This window comes from Shewanella alkalitolerans (assembly GCF_019457575.1).
Taxonomy (GTDB): domain Bacteria; phylum Pseudomonadota; class Gammaproteobacteria; order Enterobacterales; family Shewanellaceae; genus Shewanella; species Shewanella loihica.
This window is the reverse complement of record NZ_CP080422.1, coordinates 2905362-2928196: the sequence shown is the minus strand read 5'-3', so window position 1 is coordinate 2928196 and position 22835 is coordinate 2905362. Positions and strand designations below refer to the sequence as shown.

General features: G+C 53.1%; 21 protein-coding genes and 1 other RNA gene. 12 read left to right on the top strand and 10 right to left on the bottom strand.

The annotated features are described in order from the left end of the window. Positions 1-21 precede the first annotated feature (21 nt). From lon to K0J45_RS12875, 3 genes are all read left to right on the top strand, one after another. Entirely contained in the window at positions 22-2379 is a 2358-nt protein-coding gene (gene lon / locus K0J45_RS12885) for an endopeptidase La (RefSeq protein WP_220042852.1), read from the top strand. Between the two features lie 259 nt (positions 2380-2638). Beyond that, complete coding sequence (locus K0J45_RS12880) at positions 2639-2911, top strand: HU family DNA-binding protein (RefSeq protein WP_011866302.1); 273 nt, start codon at positions 2639-2641, stop codon at positions 2909-2911. A gap of 225 nt (positions 2912-3136) precedes the next feature. Next, a complete protein-coding gene (locus tag K0J45_RS12875; protein ID WP_220042851.1) occupies positions 3137-5002 on the top strand; it encodes a SurA N-terminal domain-containing protein in 1866 nt (621 codons plus the stop codon). Positions 5003-5493: 491 nt separating this feature from the next. On the opposite strand, the gene fabV is transcribed toward K0J45_RS12875, so the two are convergent. The 7 genes from fabV to pspF form a co-directional block, all read right to left on the bottom strand. Beyond that, positions 5494-6696 (bottom strand): enoyl-ACP reductase FabV, encoded by a 1203-nt coding sequence (gene fabV, locus K0J45_RS12870; protein WP_220042850.1) that lies wholly within the window; start codon positions 6694-6696, stop codon positions 5494-5496. Positions 6697-6800: 104 nt separating this feature from the next. Further along, positions 6801-7586, bottom strand: coding sequence for a peptide ABC transporter ATP-binding protein (locus K0J45_RS12865; RefSeq protein ID WP_220042849.1), 786 nt, complete (start codon positions 7584-7586; stop codon positions 6801-6803). Then, on the bottom strand, positions 7561-8574 hold the full coding sequence (locus tag K0J45_RS12860) for a peptide ABC transporter ATP-binding protein (RefSeq protein ID WP_011866298.1): 1014 nt from the start codon (positions 8572-8574) through the stop codon (positions 7561-7563). Before K0J45_RS12860 ends, K0J45_RS12865 begins: the two co-directional genes overlap by 26 nt. A gap of 12 nt (positions 8575-8586) precedes the next feature. Continuing rightward, positions 8587-9477: an ABC transporter permease subunit gene (locus K0J45_RS12855; protein ID WP_011866297.1), complete on the bottom strand. Its 891-nt coding sequence runs from the start codon at positions 9475-9477 to the stop codon at positions 8587-8589. Next, on the bottom strand, positions 9464-10495 hold the full coding sequence (locus K0J45_RS12850) for an ABC transporter permease subunit (protein WP_220042848.1): 1032 nt from the start codon (positions 10493-10495) through the stop codon (positions 9464-9466). Before K0J45_RS12850 ends, K0J45_RS12855 begins: the two co-directional genes overlap by 14 nt. Beyond that, entirely contained in the window at positions 10495-12138 is a 1644-nt protein-coding gene (locus K0J45_RS12845; RefSeq protein WP_220042847.1) for an ABC transporter substrate-binding protein, read from the bottom strand. The genes K0J45_RS12850 and K0J45_RS12845 overlap by 1 nt, the downstream gene beginning before the upstream one ends. Before the next feature lie 87 nt (positions 12139-12225). Then, on the bottom strand, positions 12226-13296 hold the full coding sequence (gene pspF / locus K0J45_RS12840) for a phage shock protein operon transcriptional activator (RefSeq protein WP_220042846.1): 1071 nt from the start codon (positions 13294-13296) through the stop codon (positions 12226-12228). Between the two features lie 177 nt (positions 13297-13473). Between pspF and pspA the strand changes: the two genes are divergently transcribed. The 6 genes from pspA to megL all read left to right on the top strand — a co-directional run bounded on the left by pspA (position 13474) and on the right by megL (position 18845). Then, on the top strand, positions 13474-14157 hold the full coding sequence (pspA, locus tag K0J45_RS12835; protein ID WP_011866293.1) for a phage shock protein PspA: 684 nt from the start codon (positions 13474-13476) through the stop codon (positions 14155-14157). Between the two features lie 20 nt (positions 14158-14177). Further along, on the top strand, positions 14178-14417 hold the full coding sequence (pspB, locus tag K0J45_RS12830; RefSeq protein WP_011866292.1) for an envelope stress response membrane protein PspB: 240 nt from the start codon (positions 14178-14180) through the stop codon (positions 14415-14417). After that, positions 14404-14799, top strand: coding sequence for an envelope stress response membrane protein PspC (gene pspC, locus K0J45_RS12825; RefSeq protein ID WP_144200503.1), 396 nt, complete (start codon positions 14404-14406; stop codon positions 14797-14799). Before pspB ends, pspC begins: the two co-directional genes overlap by 14 nt. Positions 14800-14906: 107 nt before the next feature. Beyond that, entirely contained in the window at positions 14907-16349 is a 1443-nt protein-coding gene (locus K0J45_RS12820) for a YcjX family GTP-binding protein (protein WP_220045301.1), read from the top strand. Positions 16350-16449: 100 nt separating this feature from the next. Further along, positions 16450-17544, top strand: a complete 1095-nt coding sequence (locus K0J45_RS12815; protein WP_220042845.1) for a TIGR01620 family protein — start codon at positions 16450-16452, stop codon at positions 17542-17544. A 125-nt stretch (positions 17545-17669) separates the two neighbouring features. Next, positions 17670-18845, top strand: a complete 1176-nt coding sequence (megL, locus tag K0J45_RS12810) for a methionine gamma-lyase (RefSeq protein WP_220042844.1) — start codon at positions 17670-17672, stop codon at positions 18843-18845. 105 nt (positions 18846-18950) lie between these two features. Here megL and K0J45_RS12805 read toward each other — a convergent pair whose 3' ends face one another. Continuing rightward, positions 18951-20342, bottom strand: a complete 1392-nt coding sequence (locus tag K0J45_RS12805; protein ID WP_220042843.1) for a DASS family sodium-coupled anion symporter — start codon at positions 20340-20342, stop codon at positions 18951-18953. A gap of 390 nt (positions 20343-20732) precedes the next feature. Here K0J45_RS12805 and K0J45_RS12800 point away from each other — a divergent pair, with 390 nt between their 5' ends. From K0J45_RS12800 to K0J45_RS19805, 3 genes are all read left to right on the top strand, one after another. Continuing rightward, entirely contained in the window at positions 20733-21032 is a 300-nt protein-coding gene (locus tag K0J45_RS12800) for a ComEA family DNA-binding protein (protein WP_220042842.1), read from the top strand. Positions 21033-21204: 172 nt separating this feature from the next. Beyond that, an RNA gene (gene ffs, locus K0J45_RS12795) (signal recognition particle sRNA small type) lies at positions 21205-21302 on the top strand. Positions 21303-21382: 80 nt separating this feature from the next. Then, positions 21383-21625, top strand: a complete 243-nt coding sequence (locus K0J45_RS19805; RefSeq protein ID WP_350355025.1) for a DUF6538 domain-containing protein — start codon at positions 21383-21385, stop codon at positions 21623-21625. On the opposite strand, the gene K0J45_RS12790 is transcribed toward K0J45_RS19805, so the two are convergent. After that, entirely contained in the window at positions 21605-21874 is a 270-nt protein-coding gene (locus K0J45_RS12790) for a late competence development ComFB family protein (RefSeq protein WP_220042841.1), read from the bottom strand. The two genes, K0J45_RS19805 and K0J45_RS12790, sit on opposite strands and share 21 nt — an antisense overlap. 51 nt (positions 21875-21925) lie before the next feature. Then, entirely contained in the window at positions 21926-22828 is a 903-nt protein-coding gene (locus tag K0J45_RS12785) for a histone deacetylase family protein (RefSeq protein WP_220042840.1), read from the bottom strand. Between the last annotated feature and the right edge of the window lie 7 nt (positions 22829-22835).

The window sequence follows — 22835 nt, the reverse complement described above, 5'->3', positions numbered from 1 at the left end:
GTTACCAAACGGAATCGAGCTATGACCTTAGAGCGTGAAGCGCGAATCGAACTCCCGGTACTGCCATTGAGAGACGTGGTGGTTTACCCCCATATGGTTATTCCCCTGTTCGTCGGTCGGGAAAAATCTATTCGCTGCCTGGAAGCAGCGATGGAGCAAGATAAGCAGATTATATTAGTGGCCCAGCGCGATGCTGAATTAGATGAGCCGACCAGCGATGATATCTTCGAGGTCGGTACCGTTGCCTCTATCTTACAATTGCTCAAACTGCCTGACGGCACAGTGAAGGTGCTGGTCGAAGGTGGCCAACGTGCCCGTATCGACAAGTACACTCAAGAAACCGAATTTTTTGTGGCGACCGCCCAGTACCTCGAATCGGAAGAACTTGCCGATAAGGAAGAGGAAGTATTGGTGCGCTCGGCCATCGGTCAGTTCGAAGGTTATATCAAGCTAAACAAGAAGATCCCGCCAGAGGTCTTAACCTCGCTCTCGGGGATCGATGAAGCCGCGCGCCTTGCAGACACCATGGCGGCCCATATGCCGCTGAAGCTTGAAGATAAGCAGGCGGTGCTCGAGATGGTTAACGTCTCAGAGCGCCTCGAATATCTGATGGCCATGATGGAGTCGGAGATCGATCTGCTGCAGGTGGAGAAGCGTATTCGCTCTCGCGTCAAGAAGCAGATGGAGAAGAGTCAGCGCGAGTACTATCTGAATGAGCAGATGAAGGCGATTCAGAAGGAGCTTGGGGATATCGACGAGTCTCACGACGAGTTTGAGACCCTGACCCGTAAGATTGAAGAAGCCGGCATGCCGAGCGAGGCCAAAGAGAAGGCTACCGCCGAGCTCAACAAGCTGAAGATGATGTCGCCTATGTCCGCCGAGGCTACTGTGGTGCGCAGCTATGTGGACTGGATGATCTCTGTGCCCTGGAAACAGCGCTCTAAGATCAAGCGCGATCTCGCCAAGGCTCAGGATGTGCTGGACACAGACCATTATGGTCTGGAAAAAGTTAAAGAGCGCATCTTAGAGTATCTGGCGGTGCAGAGCCGTGTTAAACAGCTTAAGGGACCTATCCTGTGTCTCGTGGGCCCACCGGGTGTGGGTAAGACCTCTCTGGGGCAATCTATCGCCAAGGCGACCGGCCGTAAGTATGTGCGCGTAGCGCTCGGCGGTGTGCGAGATGAAGCCGAGATCCGTGGTCATCGCCGTACCTATATCGGCTCAATGCCGGGTAAGGTGATCCAGAAGATGTCTAAGGTTGGGGTGAAGAACCCGCTCTTCCTGCTCGATGAGATCGATAAGATGAGCAGCGACATGCGTGGTGACCCCGCGTCGGCATTGCTTGAGGTGTTAGACCCTGAGCAGAATGCGACCTTCAGCGATCACTACCTGGAAGTCGATTACGATCTTTCTGATGTGATGTTCGTGGCGACCTCTAACTCGATGAACATTCCTGGCCCGCTACTCGACCGTATGGAAGTGATTCGTCTGTCGGGTTACACCGAAGATGAGAAGCTCAACATCGCTAAGCAGCATCTGTTGCCTAAACAGATAGAGCGTAACGGCCTCAAGGCCAGCGAAGTCAAGGTCGATGAGAGCGCCATTATTGGCATCATTCGCTACTACACCCGCGAAGCCGGTGTGCGTGCGCTTGAGCGCGAACTGTCTAAGATCTGCCGTAAGGTGGTTAAACAGATCCTGCTGGACAAGTCGGTGAAGCATGTGGATGTCAACCAAGACAATCTCAAGTCTTTCCTTGGCGTGCAGCGCTTTGACTATGGTAAGGCCGAGTCGAACAACCAGATTGGCCAGGTGACAGGCCTCGCCTGGACCGAAGTGGGTGGCGATCTGCTGACCATCGAAGCTACCTCTGTGCCGGGCAAGGGTAAGCTGACCTACACTGGCTCTCTGGGTGATGTGATGCAGGAGTCGATTCAGGCGGCCATGACAGTGGTACGTGCCCGCGCCGAGCAGCTGGGCATCAACCCAGATTTTTATGAGAAGCGCGATATTCACGTGCACGTACCCGAAGGGGCGACGCCAAAAGACGGTCCTTCTGCCGGTGCAGCCATGTGTACCGCTTTGGTTTCTAGCCTGACAGGTAACCCTGTGCGCGCCGATGTGGCCATGACGGGTGAGATCACCCTGCGCGGTGAGGTCTTGCCAATCGGTGGCCTGAAAGAGAAGCTGCTGGCGGCCCATCGCGGCGGTACTAAGCTGGTGCTTATTCCTAAGGAGAACGAGCGTGATCTTGAGGAAATCCCAGCCAATGTTGTGGCCGACCTTGAGATCAGACCCGTACGTTGGGTGGATGAGGTGCTTAAGCTGGCGCTAGAACGACCAATCGAAGGCTTTGAAGTTGTTAAAAATTTGGTCTAACGCAAGAAAATGCCTATTTGCATTAAAAAAAATGCAAAAAGGGGCTTTTTAAAATCTAAACCTGTGGTAGCCTAGGTCTGTGGATAGCATTTTAGCTGCAGCCCTTGGCGCTGCTGGTTTTTAGGCTTATTCCAATTTTATTTCTTAGGTTTTCCTATTTGGCTTGAACTTTAGTTTCAAGCTTGTTATAAAAAGCCTCCGCAGACCGCTCTAGAGAAGGATTTGGTTGCGGCGCAAAAATTAAATTCAAGGGGATGACATGAACAAATCTGAACTAATCGAGAAAATCGCTTCTGGTGCTGATATCTCTAAAGCGGCCGCTGGTCGTGCTCTAGATTCTTTTATTTCTGCTGTGACTGATGGCTTAAAAGATGGCGATAAAATCTCTCTAGTTGGTTTTGGTACTTTTGAAGTGCGTCAACGCGCAGAGCGTACTGGTCGCAACCCACAGACTGGTAAAGAGATCAAGATTGCTGCTGCAAACATTCCAGCATTCAAGGCCGGTAAAGCACTTAAAGACGCTGTAAACTAAGACACACTTAGTTAAGGTGGCCTTTGTAAACCTTACGAGTAGTTTGATAAGCACTGTTTAGACAGTGCTTTTTACGAGTAGGGGTTTTGATAATGTAACCCTCATTATCAAGCCGTTGGCCTAACATTACGCACTGTGTAAACTAGGTCTACAAATTACAAAAATGGCGCATCCTCCAATAGGTGATGCGCCTTTTTATTTTTATTGCAACGAGCGAGAAGTCTGATGTTAGAAAAGATTCGCGAAGGCTCACAGGGCGTGATTGCTAAAGGCATTCTCGTTCTTGTCATTTTGTCCTTTGCATTTACTGGCGTGAGTAGCTATTTGGGTTCATCTTCGGAGCCGAGCGCGGCTACGGTTAATGGTGAAGAGATCAGTAAATCTGCACTGGAGCAAGCCTATCAAAGCGAGCGTGCTCGATTAGAGCAGCAACTGGGTGATATGTACGACACCTTGGCCAGCAACGAAAGCTACCTGGCTAGCGTTAAGCAGAATGTATTAGAGCGCCTGATCGCCGACAAGTTGGTGGATCAAGCCGCTGCCGACTTAGGGCTTACAGTGTCTGATCAACAGATCAAGACGGCTATCATGAATGAGCCAGCCTTCCAAACCGACGGTAAGTTTGACAACGACCGTTACCTTGCCCTGATCCGCCAGCTTGGCTATCAAGCCAACAGCTTCCGCGACATGATGCGTGGTGACATGACTCGTCGTCAGCTAGTAGTGACCGTTGTCGGTTCTGAATTTGTGTTGCCTGGTGAAGCCGAGTATCTGGCCAAGATCCAGGGACAAACCCGTGACATTCGTTACCATGTGGTCGATGCCGAGCCTATGTTGGCCGCTGTAAGTGTGAGTGACGAAGAAGCGAATACCTATTATCAGCAAAATCAGTCGCTGTTCGTGCGTCCTGAAACCATAGCGCTGGATTATATCGAGCTAAGTGCTAATCAATTGGCCTCGGCGATTCAGGTAAGCGATGAAGAAGCTAAGACCTATTACGACGAGAACAAGGCGCAGTACCTGCAGCCTGAGAAGCGTCTGGCCGCCCATATCTTGGTGAGCCTGGGTGATGATGAAGATGCAGCTAAGGCTAAGGCCGAAGCCATCATGACTAAGCTCAAGGCGGGCGAAGATTTTGAAGCGCTGGCTAAGAGTGATTCAGATGACAGCTTCAGCGGTGAGCAGGGCGGTAAGCTGGATTGGTTCGAACAGGGCGTGATGGAAGCACCTTTCGACCAGGCGCTATTCGCGCTGGAAAAAGGTCAGTACTCAGACATAGTGAAGACCAGCTTCGGTTACCACATCATCAAGCTGCTCGATCTACAAGCGGCATCGACCTCGCCATTCGAGGCGGTAAAAGACAAGATCGTTGCCCAGATCCAGCAAGACAAGGCAGTTAACGAGTTTTATACCCTGCAACAGCGCCTGTCTGACGTGAGCTACGAAGTACCCGATACCCTAGCCGAAGCGGCTAAAGAAGTGGGTGTTGCGGTGAAGACCAGCCCTGTATTTACCCGCGACAATGCGCCAGAGCCACTAAACTCTGCCGATGTGCTTAAGGCGGCCTTCTCTAACACGGTTCTGCTCGATGGCATGAACAGTGATGTGATCGAGCTGGGTGATAACCATGTGGTCGTGGTGCGTGTGAATAAGCACGCTGCGGCGGGCACCATGGAGTTTGCCGACGTGAAGGCGACCATTGTCGAGCGTCTCAAGCAAGATAAGGCTAACGAGCTGGCGCGCGACAAGGCGCAAGAGATGATGGCAGCGATCAAGGGCGGTGAGATCCCGGCCGAGATGATCACTCGCACTCAGCTAAGTCGTGGCGAGCAAGGCATAGATACCTCTATCGTTAGCAAAGCGTTCGAGATGGCCCAGCCAGCCGAGCAGTTTGTGGTTGATACTGCGGCCCTGGCTAACGGCTATGCCGTGGTGATTCTCGATAAGGTGAATCAAGCCGAGAGCGTAGATGAGAGCCTAGTTACGGCCCTTAAGCAACGTTTGAACTCTCAGTACAGTGAGAACGACTACCGCGCGCTTATCGCCGCGCTGAAGGCTCAGGCGGAAGTGGTTTACACGCCAGCCGAATAACTTATCTTGAGAATAAGATGGGTTGCCAAAAGCCAGTCCTAGTGACTGGCTTTTTTGTTTCTAAGATTTGGCCATAGGACATGCAACTCGGTTTGACAGTTCGTTCAGAGCGACAATCCGACTAAGGGGGGATATCTGCCTAAGTTGCTGCATAGAAGCCATTTCCGCCGTTTCCTTAGGTGAGGTGGGTGTTGATAACTGCCTTTCTATCGAGTGTTTGGTCTAGGCTTCTAGCCAGTAGCGGTCAGCATCTGCTTTTGCAGTTATCACTCTGGATTGTCTTCTATGGGGGATAGGTAGGGAGATTGTCTTTAGCCTACTCATAACGCCGCTTAGAAGAGATGAGTTGAGAGAATGCAACTTTTATTGGGGCTTATGGCAGGTTTCACCAATCGCGGCCTGATAGTGCCTCTGAGGCGCTCCAGGGAAAATAAGCCAGCAAACAAAAAGCCACGGCAATGGCCGTGGCTTTTTATCGATGAGCGAGCGGTTTAGAACTGCTCGACGTCGAAGTTCACCTCAGGGTTCACATCGGCGTCATAGTCTACAGACTCGATACCGAAGCCGAACAGCTTGAGGAACTCTTCCTTGTACTCACGGTAGTCGGTGAGTTCGCTGAGGTTCTCTGTGGTGATGGTCGGCCATAGGTCGCGGCAGTGCTGCTGAATTTCGTCACGAAGTTCCCAGTCATCCAGACGCAGGCGGTTGGCATCATCGACTGCCGGTGCTGCACCGTCGGCGCGGTAAAGGCGCTCGTGGAACATACGGTTGATCTGCTCCTGACAGCCCTCGTGCAGACCCTCTTCGCGCATCTTCTTAAATACCATGGCGATGTAGAGTGGCATTACAGGGATGGCCGAGCTGGCCTGAGTAACCACACTCTTGAGCACGGCGACGTTGGCGCTGCCACCTGTGGCCGATAGCTTGTCGTTGAGTGCGTGCGCGGCGCGGTCAAGGTCCATCTTGGCCTTGCCTAGGGCACCGTGCCAATAGATAGGCCAGGTCAGCTCTGTGCCTATGTAGCTGTAGGCAACTGTCTTACAATCTGGAGTCAGTACGCCAGCCTCGGCCAGGGCATTGATCCACAGTTCCCAATCCTGACCGCCCATGACGGTAACAGTATCTTCAATCTCTTGCTCTGTGGCCGGCTCTACGCTGGTTTCGATGATCAGATCTTTGTTGGTATCAACCGCGGTAGACTTGTATGTCTCGCCAATCGGCTTCAGTGAAGAGCGAATCAGCTCGCCGCTGTCAGGCAGTTTTCTTACCGGAGAGGCCAGTGAGTAGACGACCATGTCTACCTGACCCAGATCTTGCTTGATCAGCTCGATAGCTTTCTGCTTGGCTTCATGGCTGAAGGCATCGCAGTTCAGGCTCTTAGAATAGAGACCGTCTTGCTTTGCAAATTTGTCGAAGGCCGCTGAGTTATACCAGCCAGCCGTACCAGGCTTAGTCTCGGTACCTGGTTTTTCAAAAAAGACGCCGAGGGTTGCCGCGCCGCTGCCAAAGGCTGCCGCAATGCGCGAAGATAGACCATAGCCACTTGAAGAGCCGATCACTAATACTTTCTTAGGGCCGTTGGCGACAGGGCCTTTTGCCTTAGTGATGTTGATTTGCTCTAGTACATTTGCTTCACAGCCAACCGGATGAGTGGTGGTACAAATAAAGCCACGTGTTTTGGGTTTGATTATCATGTTTCTGCTTCTCTTGAAAAAGTGCCATAAGGATAATTAAACCACGCTGAAATGGCACACCTTTTTTAATAATAAGACGTTAATGTTCCAGTGGTTGGAGCAGTTTAACGCTTGTAGGAAAACATGGTCTGTTCCTGAATAAGCCGCTGGGTGTATTCATGCTCGGGGGCGTTAAACAACTTCTCAGTGGTGGCCTTTTCCACCATCTTGCCCTGGTGCAATACCATGATCTTATCGCTGAAATGGCGAATGATGTTCATGTTGTGGGACACGAAGATATAGGAGAGTCCCATCTCCTGCTGCAGCTTGAGCAGCAGGTTAAGAATTTGCGAGCGAACCGAGAGATCTAGTGCCGTTAATGCCTCGTCGGCGATGATGATTTTTGGGTTTAACATCAATGCCCTGGCCACCGCGACCCGCTGTTTCATCCCCTCTGAGATCATGTGAGGGTAGAAGTCGGCGTGCTCTGGCAGTAGGCCGACCTTGCGCAGGGTATCCACAACCTGCGCGAAGCGTGCCTGCTTGTCGAGATCCGTATTGAATTTTAAGGGTTCATCCAGCAGCTCACCCACAGTCAAGCGCGGGTTGAGCGAGGTGTTGGGGTCTTGGAATATCATTCTAATGAGCCTGCAACGCTGCTTCAGGTTGCGGCTTTCCAGCGCTTCGCCCTCAAATAAGATCTCACCATCGGTGCGCTGCTCGGCGCCCACCAAGATACGGGCCAGGGTGCTCTTGCCCGAGCCTGTCTCGCCTACTATCGCCAGCGTCTCGCCGCGATTAAGCTCGAAGGAGATGGGCTCGAGGGCATGGTTATACTGGCGTTTAAATCCCTTATAGCCGGCGAAAAAGGTTTTACTGAGTCGATTAACTTTTAGTAAGGGGCTCTTCATGGCATGGCTCATTGTGATAAGGGAAATGACAGGCAAAATAGCGATCTTTCTGGTGACACAGGCTAGGCTGATTGACGCAGAGTTTCTGTGCCTGGGGGCAACGCGGGCCGAGTCGGCACCCTATGGGCAGATGCTGTAGCGCCGGCGCCGAGCCTGGCAGGGTCTGCATCATGGTCTTGTGGTGCTCGGGATTGGAGTAATCGGGAATGTTATCCAAAAGCGCCTTGGTGTAAGGGTGATAGGGATTGGCGATAACATCACTGGTCACTCCCGATTCCATCACCTGACCGCTGTACATCACGGTTAGGCGGTCACACCACTGAGATAGCGTCTCTAATTCGTGACTAATCAATAGGATAGATACGTTCTGCAGCTGATTAAGCTTACTCAGCAGACGGAAGATCTGCGCCTGGGTGCGAACCTCCATCGAGTTAGTGGGCTCGTCGGCAATCAGCAACCTGGGCTGGTTGGCTACCGCGATGGCGATCATCACCTTCTGGCACTCGCCGTCGGAGAGCTCCCAGGCGTAGCTGGACATGATCTTCTGGGTCTCTTTAATGCCTACCTTGTGCAGCCACTGCTGGGCCTTCTTGCGCTTGTCGCTGCCGCGCTTCCACCAAGGTAGTTCCTTGTTTTCCGGCATCGCCTCGATGATCTGGGTGCCGACGGCTATCGCTGGATCTAAGCTACTGATGGGATCTTGAAAGATCATCGCCATCTCGCTGCCCATGAGCACGCGGCGCTCGCTGGGGGACATGTCCATCAGGTTCTGTCCATCCCACATCATGCGATCCGCTTGTATGGTCCAGTTGTGACCCGGGATCCCTAAGATAGCCTTGGCTAACAAGGTGCGGCCCGAGCCCGACTCGCCCACTAGGCCGTGAACCTCGCCCGGATTGAGGGTAAGGCTCACACGCTCCAGGGCCTTGACGCGGCCGTGGGGAGTATCGAGTTCTATGGTGAGGTTTCTAATGTCCAGTAAAGGCATAGGTGCGTCTCGTTAGGAGCGAATCGGCGAGAGGGCAGAGCGCAGTCCGTCTCCCACAAGGTTAATGGCTAGCACGCTACAGAGGATGGCGACGCCGGGTATGGTAACCGTCCAGGGGGCGGTGAGCAGATTATCTAAGCCTTGTGACACCATGGCGCCCCATTCAGGGCTAGGGGCCTGGGCCCCCAGGTTGAGGAAGCCCAGTGCGGCGATATCCAGGATGGCGGCCGAGATCCCTAAGGTGGTCTGGATGATCATGGTGTCCATGATGTTGGGCAGGATCACATACCAGAAGATCTGCAAACTATTGGCACCGTCGAGTCTGGCGGCGGTGACATACTCTTTCTGTAATTCTTCGTGCACCGCCTGATGAATGGCGCGGACAAACTGCGGCGTGAGCGCGATACCTACGGCCCAGAAGACGTTGCCAAGCCCCGGACCTGTAACCGCCACCACCAGAATCGCCATCAGCAGCGAAGGGATCGACAGCAGAGCGTCCAGCAGGTGGCTCAAGATACTCGACTTGAGTCCCTTCATCATGCCCGAGATGGAACCTATGATGAAGCCCAGCAGCAGGGCGGTGATAACGATTGCCAGCGCCATGCCGAAGGTGAGGTGAGCCCCATGGAGCAGGCGGCTGAAGATGTCGCGGCCCAGATCGTCTGTGCCGAGGAAGTGCTCCACCGTGCCTGTGGGCTCCCAGGAGGGCGCCAGTAGCAGCGCCAAGGGATCCTGATGCTCAGGGCTATAGGGGGCGATAAGCGGGCCAAATAGAGCCAGAAGTAGCAGACAGCAGACGGCCCAGAGCCCGGCGAAGGCGAATGGGTTGTCGGTAAAGGCGGACCAGATCCGGCTCAGGGGCGAGGGGATATGGTCTTCCTGATAAATTTTAATTTGCGGCATAGAGCTCTTTCCTGCTGAGGGGGTTCATTGCCGTATGGATCACCTCGATAAGAATGCTTAAGAAGATGATGATTAAGGCGACGGCGAGGATCCCGCCCTGTATCACAGTATAATCCCGTTGGTAAATCCCTGAGACCAGCCAGGCGCCCACGCCAGGCCAGCTAAAGATCACCTCCACCACCATAGCATAGCTGGCAAAGGCGCCCAGCATGAGGCCGAGGTTTTTCAGCACGGGAATAAAGGCGTTCGGCAATGCGTGGCGCAGCACTATGATGCTGGTATGGAGGCCGCGGGCCTCGGCGGCCTTGATGTAGGTCTGCTCCATGATAGATATCATCGCCGCGCGGGTGATACGCACCACCACGGTAAAAGGCAGTACCGCCAGGGTCACCGCAGGTAAGATGATATGCAGCAGGGCGTCGATAAAGGCCGAGGTGGCGTATTGCGAGTCCGACAGCAGGGTATCGATCAGCAGAAAGCCGGTGACAGGGCGTATGTCATACAAGAGATTAATCTGCCCCGAAATCGGCAGCCAGCCAAGCTGCACCCCAAACCAGAGCGACAGTGACAGGCCGAGCCAGAACACGGGAATGGAGTAACCTGTCAGGGTGATCGCCATGATGGTGTGCTGGGTGATCTTATGTTTACTCAAGGAGGCAAGTACCCCCAGCGGCAGACCCAATACCAGGGCGATCAGCCCTGCGACAATCCCAAGCTCGAAACTGGCGGGCAGCACGGCGGTGAGCTCGTCGATCACCGGGTTCTGTGAGGTGGCCGATATGCCGAGGTTGCCCGACAGGCGCTGCTGTAGGTAGGCGAGAAACTGGTGTGCCTGCGAGCTATCGAGTTGGTAATCTTGCGCTATCTGCGTCAGCTCCTGGGCAGTCGGCGATTGCAGGCCCGTTAATGCAAAGGTGTGGGCGACGGGAAACTTACCGGTGGCGATGAACATCACCAGGAAAAGCACCAGCGAGGTCGCCAGGAAAAGATTTAACCTACGGATCAGGTATCTGGCCATCAGTTACTCTCCTTGTTGTCGCTGGCAAGGCGAGGCTGGGCGGAGGTCTTGGTGAAGGAGATGCCGCCAAAGGGGGTCAGCTTAGCCTCGGTCACCGATTTCTGTTTTACCACCATACGGGTAGCGTGGGCGAAGGGCAGCATAGGTACCTGCTCGGCTACATACTGCTCGGCCTCTTGATAGAGACGCGCTCGCTTCTCTCTGTCTGTGGTGGACTTGGCCGCGTTGAGGATATGGTCGAAGGCGGGGTCGCACCAGCGAGAACGGTTACTGTTTGAGCCCACCGAGGCGCAGCTCAAAATAGGGGTAAAGAAGTTATCGGGGTCGCTGTTGTCGGCGTTCCAGCCGATGAGTACAGAGTCGTAACCATGCTGGCTCAGCTTCTGATTAAAGACGCTCCAGTCGTAGTTGACTATGTTGACCTTGACGCCAATGTTGGCCAGATCCGCCTGGATAAGCTCGGCGGTCTTATGGGCATTGGGGTTGTAGATACGGGCGACCGGCATGGCCCAGATATCTATAGTGAGGTTTTTCACTCCAGCCTCGTCGAGTAGCTCGCGCGCCTTTTCCGGGTTGTAGTCGATCATTTTCTCGTTGGCCGAATAGGCCCAGGAGAGTGGCGGCAGCAGACCCACCGCCTCTTCGGCCGTCTTCTGATACACGGCCCTGAGGATGTTCTCTTTGTCTATGGCGTGGGCCAGTGCGCGGCGCACCCTCACATCGTTAAAGGGGATCCGCTCGGTATTAAAGGCCCAGAAGGCCACGTTAAATCCGGGGAGCGACTCCACCTCTAGATCTTCTTTCTCGATCACCACCGGCAGCTCACCGGCCTTAGGCAGGGCCGAGACGTTACAGTCGCCGGTGATAAGCTTAGCTAGGCGGGTAGTGCTCTTTGGCGTGATATCAAACACCAGCTGGTCGACCTCTGGGGTCAGGCGCCAATAGTAGGGGTTGCGGTAGTAACGAATAAAGTCATTTTTGACGTAATCGATCAGCCTGAAGGGCCCTGTCCCTATGGCCAGTTTGTCCAGCAACTCTTCCTGCCCCGTGCGCTGTAGTTGTTCGGCATACTCTTTAGAGAGGATCACCGCGAAGCCTGTCGCCAGGTTAGAGAGGAAGGAGGCATCTTTGTGCTTGAGATGAAAGGCGACATGATAGTCATCTATCTTCTCTATGTCGTCGATAAGCTCGGCAAAGCCGATACTCTGGAAGAAGGGATAACCGCTTTTAGAGACAAAGTGATAGGGATTGTCGGTATCTATGATGCGGTTGAAAGAGAAGAGCACATCGTCGGCATTAAAGTTGCGACTCGGGGTAAAGATGTCGGAGCGATGAAATTGCACGTCCTTGCGAAGCTCAAAGGTGTAAACTTTCTCATCATCGCTGAGGTGCCAGGAGGTGGCGAGAGATGGGGTCATCTCACCGGTTCTGGCGTCGTAATCCACCAGACCGTCGTAAAGCTGCTGTGAGGTCGCATCGACCGTGGTCCCAGAGGTGACCAACTGGGGGTTGAAGGACTCAGGGTTGCCTTCAGAGCAATAGACCAATCCCGAGGGCACTCGCGTCGGTCCACAGGCCGACAGCAGTGGCACGATACAACAAAACGCCGAACCTAACGTGAGACGTTTGAGCAGCTCTTTCATCAGCAGATGTAATAGTTATTTGAATGAAGGGGTTTATTTTAACAGTGGTCTGGAGTTAGGGGCAAACATCATCTGCCCCAGGTGCGCTTATTTATCCAGTAAGTTGTACTTTTTTAAGATGCCTCGCAGCTGATGGTAGCTAAGTCCGAGCAGCTCCGCCGTCTTCTTCTGGTTGTATTGCCCAGATTCCAGTGCCTTCTTAAGCAGCATGATCTCCTGCTGCTCGCAGTGCTCTTTAAAGTCCAGCGGGAAGCTGATATCTAGGCCGTTAGCCTTGCTCCTTGATTCGGTAGCGGGCGTCGCTGGGCTCTCCTGTTCAGCGATCGGCTCACTCTGTACCTGACGGGACTTGGTCTTGACGCGGTTGGTCGGCCTATAAGGGGAAGCAAAGGGATCTATGATGATGCTGTCGATCGGCTCTTCCAGATCCGTATTGCGATAGACGGCGCGCTCGACCACGTTCTTCAACTCACGGATATTGCCCGGCCAGTGATAATCCAGTAATTGCTCGATGGCATTGCGACTAAAGCCGTCAAATTGTGGCTGTTTAAGCTGGCGGGCCATGCCGATGGCGAAATATTCGGCCAGGGGCATGATATCTTCCGGGCGATGACGCAGAGGCGGCAGGGTGATCACATCAAACGCCAGGCGGTCGAGCAGGTCGGCCCTAAATTCGCCGGCTTCGGCCAGTGAGGGGAGATCTTCGTTGGCGGCGCACACCAGGCGCACATCTGTCTGTACCGTCTTGCTGCCCCCTACACGCTCGAACTCGCCATATTCGATGACGCGCAGCAGCTTCTCTTGAATCAAACCTGAGGTGTTGGCGAGCTCGTCTAAAAACAGAGTGCCACCATCGGCGCGCTCGAAACGCCCTTCATGCTTCTTGTTGGCGCCGGTGAAGGCGCCCGCATCATGACCGAAGAGCTCGCTCTCTAATAGGTTTTCACTGAGGGATGAACAATTTAGCTTAATAAAGCTTTGATCCCAGCGCTTGGAGAGATAATGTAGGCGCTCGGCGATTAACTCTTTACCGGTTCCGCGCTCGCCAATAATTAAGACTGGCTTAGATAAGGGTGCAATTTTTGAAACGTGCTCAAGGACTTCCAGTAGAGCGTTCGACTGACCTATGAGGTTGTCTTGTTGAAATTGATTGGCCACTTTATTTTTTAGTCTTTCACGCTAATTATTGGTGAAAATTATAATATGTGCCCTGTGAATTAAAATAAAGAAAAAGTTATAAATATGTTTAACTGATTGTTTTTAATCGGTATAGTTAAGTTGGCACACTTAATGTATTAATCTAGGCGAAACCAACATAAATTTGAGGACAGTATTATGGGAATTTTCTCTCGCTTTGCAGATATTATTAACTCGAATATCAGCGCATTACTCGATAAAGCAGAAGATCCAGAAAAAATGGTTCGCCTGATCATCCAAGAGATGGAAGATACGTTAGTAGAAGTTCGTTCTACCTCAGCCAAGGTACTGGCAGAGAAGAAAGAGATCATTCGTCGTATCGCTAAGGTGCAGGAGCAGGTTCAGGATTGGCAGGACAAGGCGGAACTGGCACTGTCGAAAGACCGTGAAGATCTGGCCAAGGCCGCTCTGCTTGAAAAGCAAAAGGCCAGTGAGCTGGCAAGCACCCTAGAGCAGGAGCTAGTGGTTGTCGAAGAGCAGATCGCACGCCTGAAAGAGGAAGTGAACCTGCTGCAAGAGAAATTGGCCGACGCCAAGGCACGTCAGAAGACTATCATTATGCGTAAGCAGACTGCGTCTTCTCGCCTTGAGGTGAAGCGTCAGTTGGACTCTAGCAAGATTGACAATGCCATGAGCCGATTCGAGCAGTATGAGCGTCGTGTCGAAGGTCTTGAATCTCAGGTGGAAGCCTATGATCTGGGTAACCAAAAGACACTGAACGATGAATTCGCCGCGCTGGAAGCTGAAGATGCCGTTAGTGCAGAGCTAGAAGCCCTGAAGGCTAAGGTAAAAGCAGCGAAAGCCAAGAAACAGACTAAATAACAACAATTCTGAGGTGAGTTATGGATTTGGATTTATTAATAGCCCCAATTATTATCTTTATGGTAGTGGTGGCGCCCATCTGGCTGATACTGCACTATCGTAGCAAACGCCAAGTGAGCCAGGGACTCACTGAAGAAGAGTATGCTCAGCTGAATGAGCTAATCGGCAAAGCTGATAAAATGGCCCAACGCATAGAGACATTGGAAGCGATTTTAGATAGCGAGGCCCCGCAGTGGAGGAATCGAGATGAGCGAATCTAAGGGACGACCCTTATATCGAATCCCCGAGTCAGGCAAGATAGCTGGAGTATGCGCAGGGATCGCGGACTACTTCAACTTCGAAACCTGGTTGGTCAGAGTGGTCGCCGCATCGATATTTTTGCTTGGGGGATCGGGGGTTATTCTTATCATCTACGTACTACTCTGGATGATCTTGGATATCAAACCCGGCAGCGCAAAGAACAAGCAACAACACAAGGAGATCGAGGTGAAGAAGAAGGTATGGCAGGCAGGAGAGCCGGCTAAGGCAGCCTTAAGAGACGTCAACAACCAGTTTCGCGATTTAGAACTCAGGTTGCAGCATCTTGAAAGGCACGTCACCTCAGATAGCTTCGATCTTAAACAGCAGATCAACAATCTTTAAATCCTTTCAATGGGCGGTGTATACCGCCCTTAGCCGTATTAAGATAAGAAGCCTTTAACCCTAAAGCTCTTAGCCATAAAGCTCTTAGCCAATAGTAAAAGCAAATGATGAATTCATTTAACCGCTCACTTCGTCAACTCGGCCATCACTCCAAGTCACTGGTTAAACGCACCACGGACAATCATGTTCGTCTGGCGGTGACAGGCTTATCGGGCGCGGGCAAAACCGCCTTCATTACCGGACTGGTCAATCAACTGCTGCATGCCGGTGTCGGTCAGCGCCATAATGCGTTGTCGCTGCTGCAGGTCTCCCGTGAGGGGCGCCTACACGGAGTGAAACGTGCGCTACAGCCGGATCTGACTATAGCGAGTTTCGATTATGAGGGCGCCATGAGCGCCTTGTGCGGCGAGACGCCTACCTGGCCACAATCGACCCGTACCATCAGTGAATTGCGACTGGCCATTCGCTATCAGCCTTCGGCAGGACTTAGGGCGAAATTTACCGACAGCGCGACGCTTTTTTTGGACATAGTGGATTACCCCGGCGAGTGGCTGCTGGATCTGCCTATGCTCAAGCTGAGTTTCAAGGCCTGGTGCCAGGTGCAGGCGCGCCGTGATGCCGTGTTGTCCCAGAGCGCCCATTATCAGGCGTTCGTAGCGGCCTGTCGGGAGCTGGACCTTACGCAGAGTGCCGATGAGCTCATGTTAAAGCAGATCGCTGGGCTTTATCAGGCGCTGCTGGTGGATCTTGTCGAGGAGCAAGGCTTCTACCATGCTCAGCCAGGGCGCATGTTGCTGCCAGGGGAGCTTGCCGATACCCCCATCCTGGCCTTCTTTCCGTTGCTACATCTGAGCGAGGCCGAGCTGGACGCCGCTGAAGAGAGTCCAAAGCACTCCTACTATCAGGTATTGAAGCAGCGCTACCACAGCTATGTTAGCCAGGTGGTAAAGCCCTTCTATCGTGACTATTTTGCCAAGTTCGACCGCCAGCTGGTGCTGGTCGACTGCCTGACGCCGCTTAATCGCGGCAAGGCGCAGTTTGATGATATGACGGGGGCGCTCGATGCCATCATGGAGAGTTTTCATTTCGGGCAATCGAATCTGTTGAGACGCTTGTTTGCCCCGCGGATTGACAAGCTCTTGTTTGCCGCCAGCAAGGTCGATCACATCACCCGGGATCAGCAGGGCAATGTGTTGTCGCTCTTGTCTCATCTGGTTAAACGCAGTCAGCAACATGCCCAGTTTGAAGGCTGTGAAGTCGAGGTGATGGCGATCAGTGCCATCAAGGCGACTCAGCACGGCATGGTGCAGAGCCAGGGGAAATCGGTCGAGGTGGTGAAGGGGATTGAGCTTGCCTCAAACCAAGAGGTGACTATGTTCCCCGGCGAAGTCCCCACTCACTTACCTGGTGGCGATTTCTGGCGAAAGCAAGGATTTGAGTTTGTCGATTTCGCCCCGCCGCAACTGGCCGAGTCTGGCCATCAGGCGCAGTTTGAGCATATACGCCTGGATCACCTGTTGCAGTTTTTGCTCGGCGACAAGCTGAGTTAAATCGGGCACTTGGGTGTAGAGAGCTAGCTGTTAGAAAGCTAGCTGTTAGAAAGCTAGCTGTTAGAAAGCATGCATCGCAAAGAGGGCACCGAAAAGCGTTATGAGTAAAGCCGATATGCAGATTGAAAAGAAGCAAGTGTTCGAGCCAAAGCAGGCGTTAAGCGTCACCGAGCTCAAGGCGGCAGAGCGCTTCGATGACCAGGTGGTGTTCGAGGATGCCGAGAGAGGCGAGCTCGACGAAGCGGCGCTCCAGGCACTGGTACCTGAGCTTGACGGCATCGTTAGCAGGTCGCCATCTGGCGCGCGTCGACGCTCATGGTCATGGCTTGCCAAGGCGTCCTTGCTCGGGATTGGCAGCATTCTGCTGGTGGAGCTCGGGTTGACCCTAAGGGATGCGTGGGCTCAGAGCCCTTGGCTGTTTGGTCTCTATGGTAGCGTGACCGCCATCGTGAGTCTTTGGGCTATCACTCTAGGCGTGAAGGAGTGGCGCCAACTGCGCAGACTACGCGCGGTAGAAGAGGCCCAGGCGGTGAGTGAGCGCTTATCTCAGAGCATGCAGAGGGGCGAGGCGGACAAGTTTATCGACAGACTCATCTCAAACCTACCAGAAGATATTGACACCAATAGTTATTATCGCCTGGTGCACGAGGAGCATAACGACGCCGAACGCCTGATACTGTTCGAGAGCAGCGTGCTGCCACAGGTCGATGCCAAGGCGAAGAAGCTGGTGCATCGCTATGCCAGCGAATCGGCACTCCTGTTGGCGGCCAGTCCTATCGCCGTGCTGGATATGGCGATCATACTCTGGCGCAATCAGAAGATGATAGCTGAGCTGGCGCGCTGCTACGGCATAGAACTGGGTTACTGGAGCCGCATCAAGCTTATCCGGTCGGTGATCACTAACATCATCTATGCCGGCACCAGCGAGATTGTCACCGATATCGGAGCTCAGCTGTTTTCGCTGGAGATGTCAGGCAAGATCTCCGCCAGACTGGCCCAGGGGCTGGGTGGCGGGCTGCTCACGGCGCGTCTGGGCTATCAGACCATGCGACTGTGCCGCCCCGTGGTGTTTACCCCAGACTCCCGACCTAAGTTGAGTAAGATACACACGGCCCTGCTTGGCGAGTTGAAAGACTTCTCCATTAGCGTCTTAGGTAAAACGACTGTTCGTAACAAAGATTTTACATCCAAATAGGAGATAATTTCTCGAGACAGGTTTACTCCGCGTCCCGAAACTGGGCAAGTTAATGCATCGCTGCCACGCTAAACCAATAAATATAAGCCAACAATAATAGGCAGCGAGTATGACGGAGAAAGTGTATGCAAGATAAATGGAAACTTGCCACTCAGGTGATCCATGCAGGGCATGAGGCCAATCAGCATGGTGCCTTGGTATCCCCTTTGGTGCAAAGCGCCACCTTTACCTTTGATACAGTCGAGCAGGGCGGTGATTGCTTTGCCGGCGAACAACAAGGCTATATCTACACTCGCCTTGGCAATCCCACCACGGCAGAGCTAGAACGTAAGATGGCGGTGCTGGAAGGCAGCGAAGCCGCTGCGGCGACCGCATCCGGCATGGCGGCGGTATCCGCGGCCTTGCTGACCAATCTAAGCCAGGGCGACCACCTGGTCGCTTCCAAGGCTGTCTATGGTTGTACCTTTGCCCTGATGACGGAGCAGTTTAAGCGCTTCGGCATAGAAGTGACCCTGGTGGATTTCTGCGAGGTGGCCAACATAGCTCAGGCCATTCGCCCCAACACTAAGGCGCTGTTTTGCGAGACGCCTGTTAATCCACATCTGGATGTCTATGATCTTGAGGCTATCGCGGCGCTGGCCAAAGAACATCAGCTGGTGAGTATCGTCGATAATACCTTCATGACCCCGCTGTTGCAGCGCCCGCTGTGCATGGGGATCGACATGGTGATCCACAGCGCGACTAAGTATCTCAACGGTCATGGTGACGTGATAGCCGGTATTGTCTGCGGGACTGAGGAGATGATCACTAAGGTGAAACTCGAGGTGCTTAAGGATATCGGCGGGGTGATCTCGCCCCACGATGCCTGGTTGATCCTAAGAGGGCTCAAGACCTTAGATGTGCGACTGGCGCGCCACTGCGATAACGCTGAGCGGGTCGCCGACTATCTCGAGCAACATCCTAAGGTGGCCAGAGTCTATTATCCTGGCCTCAAGGGACATTCTGGGCATGCCTTGCTGGGCAAGCAGATGCGCAGGGCCGGCGGTGTGGTGGCCTTCGAACTTAAAGGAAGTTTCGACACTGCCAAGGCGTTCGCTAATAGGCTTAAGCTGTTTAAGATTGCGGTCAGCCTAGGTGACGCCGAGTCTTTGATCCAGCATCCTGCCTCGATGACGCATTCCCCCTATTCGCCAGAGGCGCGAATGGATGCCGGCATAGGCGATACCCTACTGAGGATCTCCCTGGGCCTTGAAGATAGCGAGGATATCATTGCCGATCTGGCCCAAGCCTTCGAGGCTTAGATCGACAGCTAATTTGACGACTAATTTGGGAGTTAAAGCCTAGAGTCTTATGTGAGTCCTTAGATAGAAGAATAAAAAAGCCTGCAGTTGCAGGCTTTTGTGTTTTTAGATGGTCCAAAACAGATGGGCGATCACATAGAGCGCCAACATACTGATGAAGTTGATGATCACCCCGGCGCGCATCATCTCCGACTGCTTGATAAAGCCAGAGCCGTAAACGATGGCGTTAGGCGGTGTGGCCACAGGTAACATGAAGGCACAGGACGCGGCGATACCTATGAGCACAGAGAGCATCACAGGTGACAGGCCTAGCGCCTCGGCGATGGCGGCAAACACCGGCACCAATAGCGCGGCGCTGGCGGTGTTACTGGCAAATTCGGTAAGCATCACCACGAAGAAGATCACCGCAAAGGTAAACAGGGCCATATGGGTATTGCCGAAGATGTCGGTGACCCAGTGGGCCAGGAAGACGCTGGTGCCCGTGGTTTTGAGGATGGCACTGAGCGTGAGGCCGCCACCGAAGAGGATCAGCACGCCCCAGTCTGTGGTTTTCTCAATCTTCTTCCAGTCGACCAGGCCAAGCCCAGCGAGCATGACGACTGAGCCCAGTGCCACTATGGTATCGAACTGTTTGATTCCCCCCAGTGCGGTGGAGATAGGCTTGCTGAAGATCCAGCAGCACACAGTGGTAAGGAAGATAAGTAAGGTGAGTTTACCCTGCAGTGCGAGTTGTTCGTTGCTCTTTGGGATCTCACACACCACATTGAGGTTGGGTTTTAGGTAGATATAGAGAGCAATCAACATGCTAGGCAACATGAGGGCCACGGTAAGCAGACCAAACTCTAGCCAGTCTGCGAAACTCAGGCCGACCTGGGCGGCGGCGATCGCGTTCGGCGGGCTGCCCACAAGGGTGCCTATGCCGCCAATGTTGGCCGAGTAGGCGATGCCCAGCAGCATGAAGAGATAGGTGCTTCTGTGCTCTTTGAAATCCAGTTGCCTGAGGATCCCAAGGGCCAGAGGCAGCATCATGGCCGCCGTGGCCGTGTTGCTGATCCACATGGAGAGTAGCGCTGTGATCCCAAACAGCAGCATGCAGGCGATACTGAGTTTGCCCTTGGAGGCGGTCAATACCTTTTGGGCGATGCGTCTATCAATGCCCTGATGGTTGAGGGCCGCGGCCAGCACGAAGCCACCGAAGAAGAGATAGATGATAGGATTGGCGAAGTTGCTCATGGCCGCCTTGGTTTCAAAAACCCCCAGCAAGACGCCCATGATAGGGATCAGTATGGCGGTGACGCTGATGTGAATTGCTTCGGTCAGCCAGAGTACGGCGGCGAAGACGAGAATAGCGATGCCGGTATTCACCCCTGGCTCGAAAGGCAGAAAGTTATAGAGCAAGGCAAACAGCACTATATCGCCAAACAGAATCGGCAAGTTGGTTTGGGCTGCCTGCTTTGGCGGTGCGGCGATCGCCTCTTGTGTGGTGTCGAGGGACATAGGGGTTCCTTAATTATTATTTTGGCGCTCTACACTAGCCTAGCGGTTGCGGGGCGCAACTAAATTTTTTCTGTGGCAAAACTACATTTCATACTTTTTTACATGTGATTTGGATCGCTCTATCGCAGTGGTTTGTGGCGCAAGTCACGCAGCGGTGACGTCTGACGATCAATTTTTTTTACGGCGGCTGGGTAACGGGGCGCTAATTAATAACAGACTGAAATAAATTAATATAATTTATTTTGTGATCCATCTCTCGCGGTGGTCGGCGCGGTATGTTTGCCGGTCACGAATTGGCGAAATTTTTGAAGCTGTTCTATGTTTTCGAGGTGGCCGAGGAAAATGGATTGTTGGCCATGAACAGCATAAGGATATTTAAGGAGAGCCCCAATGAAGAACCTACTTTTAGCTGCGTTCGTCGTAGCGTCATTTTCCCTCTTTCCCGCGCTGGCTGCCGAACAGGTTTCGATACCTGCCGACACGGCCCAGGCGAGCCTAAGCCAGGTTAATATCAATACCGCAAGCGCCCAGGAGCTGACTCAGCTCAAGGGGATTGGTGAAGCTAAGGCGTTGGCCATAGTCGAGTACCGAGATGCTCACGGTAAATTCAACAGCATTGAAGAATTAACTCAGGTAAAGGGTATCGGCCCTAAGGTGATCGAACAGAACAAGGCGATATTGGCCCTGTAGACACCATGAACGTCGATGGAATTTGGCCCGCACTCGCGGGCTTTTGTTTATAGAATGGGCAGTTAGGCCTATTCTGGCGATTACTCTTGGTTATTGACTTGATTGCCGGGCTGCCATAGTAGATAATGCACGCCGTCTTAGGGATTTAATTGCTTAAGAATCTGTGGTGACCCTAGGGTCCCCCCGCAATGATAACTTGTGAACTCGGCCAGGCCCGGAAGGGAGCAACCGCAGCAGGCGACTCATGTGCCGGGGTGTTGGCTCTAGGGGAACCTCCAATCCCAACTATTATCAACGAGTTAACTCAGAAATACCTCAGGTGATACACTTGGTGGTACACTTGATGATAAATAGTCTATCTAAAAATCCTCCTTATCTGTTTCGATCTCGTCCACGCAAGGACATCAGACATTTGGTATGCAAGAATTGTCGTGCCTGAGTCTCAGCAAGGTACTTTAGGCAAGCGGGAAATCAGAAAGTCACTCGCCACCAGAGACAGATTGGAAGCTGCAGCATGTACATATGACGGCAACCCACGAAGACTGTCTGATATTTCCCCTGGGCTAATCCGCCTAAGTCTGCTCTTCCGGTAGTTTTGACTTTAAGAAGGCGCGCGATTTTTCCAGTGCGGTCTGGATCTCTTCTTTCATCTGTTTGAGTTCGTTGTAGTCTTCGAAAAAATAGGTATCCACCAGGTGACGTATATAGCGCACTGGCAGTTGGTTTAGGGTCACGCAGCAGAGATCGGCTAGATAGTCTTCGGGTAGCTCGTCAAATAATCCTTCATCAGACAGTAACTCCATCAACAGTACTTCGTAATAATTGCGAATTTCCAGTTGCATAGGTCTCTCCCTCAGGCTCCGTTGTGGTTTAACTAAGCATAATCTAGTTTGCTACCATATGGCATGAGCGGCAATAAAAACTTGCGCGTGGCGTTCGGCGAGCATCTCTATCTCCTTGCTGTAACCTCCGCCGACGACGCAGGCGATGGGAATGCCGGCCGCCTTGGCGTTGTCCAGCACCAGCCTGTCCCTTTGGTAGATCCCTTCAGTGGTAATATTGAGGTGGCCTAGCCTGTCTTCCTGATGCACATCGACTCCGGCATCATAGATAATCAGATCCGGCTTATAGAGGCGAATAGCGAGCGCTAAGGTTTGAGCGACAGCCTCGAGATATTCCTCATTACCGACACCGCGGCTCAACTCCAGATCGAGATCTGAGGTCTGTTTGCGGGCGGGGAAGTTTTCCTGGCAGTGAATGGAGCAGGTGTAGAGGTTGTCATAGGCCTGGCCCATGGCGGCTGTACCATCGCCCTGATGCACGTCGCAGTCGAAGATGAGCACTGTCTCTATCCCCTCCAGGCTCTGGGCATGCAGGGCGGCAGAGATCAGGTCGTTAAATACGCAGTAGCCGCTGCCAAACTGATAGTGGGCATGATGATAACCGCCGCTCAGTTGCAGGGCTATGCCGTGTTTTACCGCCAGCTCGCAGGCAAGATGGCTACCGCCGACAGAGTAGAGTGTCCGCTGAGTCAAGCGCTCGCTAAGGGGAAATCCCAGTCGGCGCACCGCCTTGTCGGGCAGACGCTGCTCGATAAACTGCATGACGTAGTCGGGACAATGGATCGATTTCAGCCACTCAAGGCTGACCGCCTCTGGGGAGTGAAATGCCGCCGGGTCGACTATCTGTCTATCCAGCAGGTATTGGTAGAGCGCCTGGTATTTAGTAATGGGAAATCTGTGGTGGTGGGGTAACGCCAGCTGTGAATAGCTGGCGTGATAGACGAGTGGAACCATCTAAAAG

Excerpts from the sequence above, each read along its gene's own strand:
- K0J45_RS12865 (WP_220042849.1), bottom strand. The coding sequence starts at position 7,586 with ATGAAGAGCCCCTTACTAAAAGTTAATCGACTCAGTAAAACCTTTTTC.
- K0J45_RS12845 (WP_220042847.1), bottom strand. The coding sequence starts at position 12,138 with ATGAAAGAGCTGCTCAAACGTCTCACGTTAGGTTCGGCGTTTTGTTGT.
- lon (WP_220042852.1), top strand. The coding sequence starts at position 22 with ATGACCTTAGAGCGTGAAGCGCGAATCGAACTCCCGGTACTGCCATTG.
- megL (WP_220042844.1), top strand. The coding sequence starts at position 17,670 with ATGCAAGATAAATGGAAACTTGCCACTCAGGTGATCCATGCAGGGCAT.
- pspC (WP_144200503.1), top strand. The coding sequence starts at position 14,404 with ATGAGCGAATCTAAGGGACGACCCTTATATCGAATCCCCGAGTCAGGC.
- K0J45_RS12850 (WP_220042848.1), bottom strand. The coding sequence starts at position 10,495 with ATGGCCAGATACCTGATCCGTAGGTTAAATCTTTTCCTGGCGACCTCG.
- K0J45_RS12815 (WP_220042845.1), top strand. The coding sequence starts at position 16,450 with ATGAGTAAAGCCGATATGCAGATTGAAAAGAAGCAAGTGTTCGAGCCA.
- K0J45_RS12880 (WP_011866302.1), top strand. The coding sequence starts at position 2,639 with ATGAACAAATCTGAACTAATCGAGAAAATCGCTTCTGGTGCTGATATC.
- fabV (WP_220042850.1), bottom strand. The coding sequence starts at position 6,696 with ATGATAATCAAACCCAAAACACGTGGCTTTATTTGTACCACCACTCAT.
- K0J45_RS12805 (WP_220042843.1), bottom strand. The coding sequence starts at position 20,342 with ATGTCCCTCGACACCACACAAGAGGCGATCGCCGCACCGCCAAAGCAG.
- K0J45_RS12790 (WP_220042841.1), bottom strand. The coding sequence starts at position 21,874 with ATGCAACTGGAAATTCGCAATTATTACGAAGTACTGTTGATGGAGTTA.
- K0J45_RS12800 (WP_220042842.1), top strand. The coding sequence starts at position 20,733 with ATGAAGAACCTACTTTTAGCTGCGTTCGTCGTAGCGTCATTTTCCCTC.
- pspB (WP_011866292.1), top strand. The coding sequence starts at position 14,178 with ATGGATTTGGATTTATTAATAGCCCCAATTATTATCTTTATGGTAGTG.
- K0J45_RS12785 (WP_220042840.1), bottom strand. The coding sequence starts at position 22,828 with ATGGTTCCACTCGTCTATCACGCCAGCTATTCACAGCTGGCGTTACCC.
- K0J45_RS12875 (WP_220042851.1), top strand. The coding sequence starts at position 3,137 with ATGTTAGAAAAGATTCGCGAAGGCTCACAGGGCGTGATTGCTAAAGGC.
- K0J45_RS12855 (WP_011866297.1), bottom strand. The coding sequence starts at position 9,477 with ATGCCGCAAATTAAAATTTATCAGGAAGACCATATCCCCTCGCCCCTG.
- pspA (WP_011866293.1), top strand. The coding sequence starts at position 13,474 with ATGGGAATTTTCTCTCGCTTTGCAGATATTATTAACTCGAATATCAGC.
- K0J45_RS12860 (WP_011866298.1), bottom strand. The coding sequence starts at position 8,574 with ATGCCTTTACTGGACATTAGAAACCTCACCATAGAACTCGATACTCCC.
- K0J45_RS12820 (WP_220045301.1), top strand. The coding sequence starts at position 14,907 with ATGAATTCATTTAACCGCTCACTTCGTCAACTCGGCCATCACTCCAAG.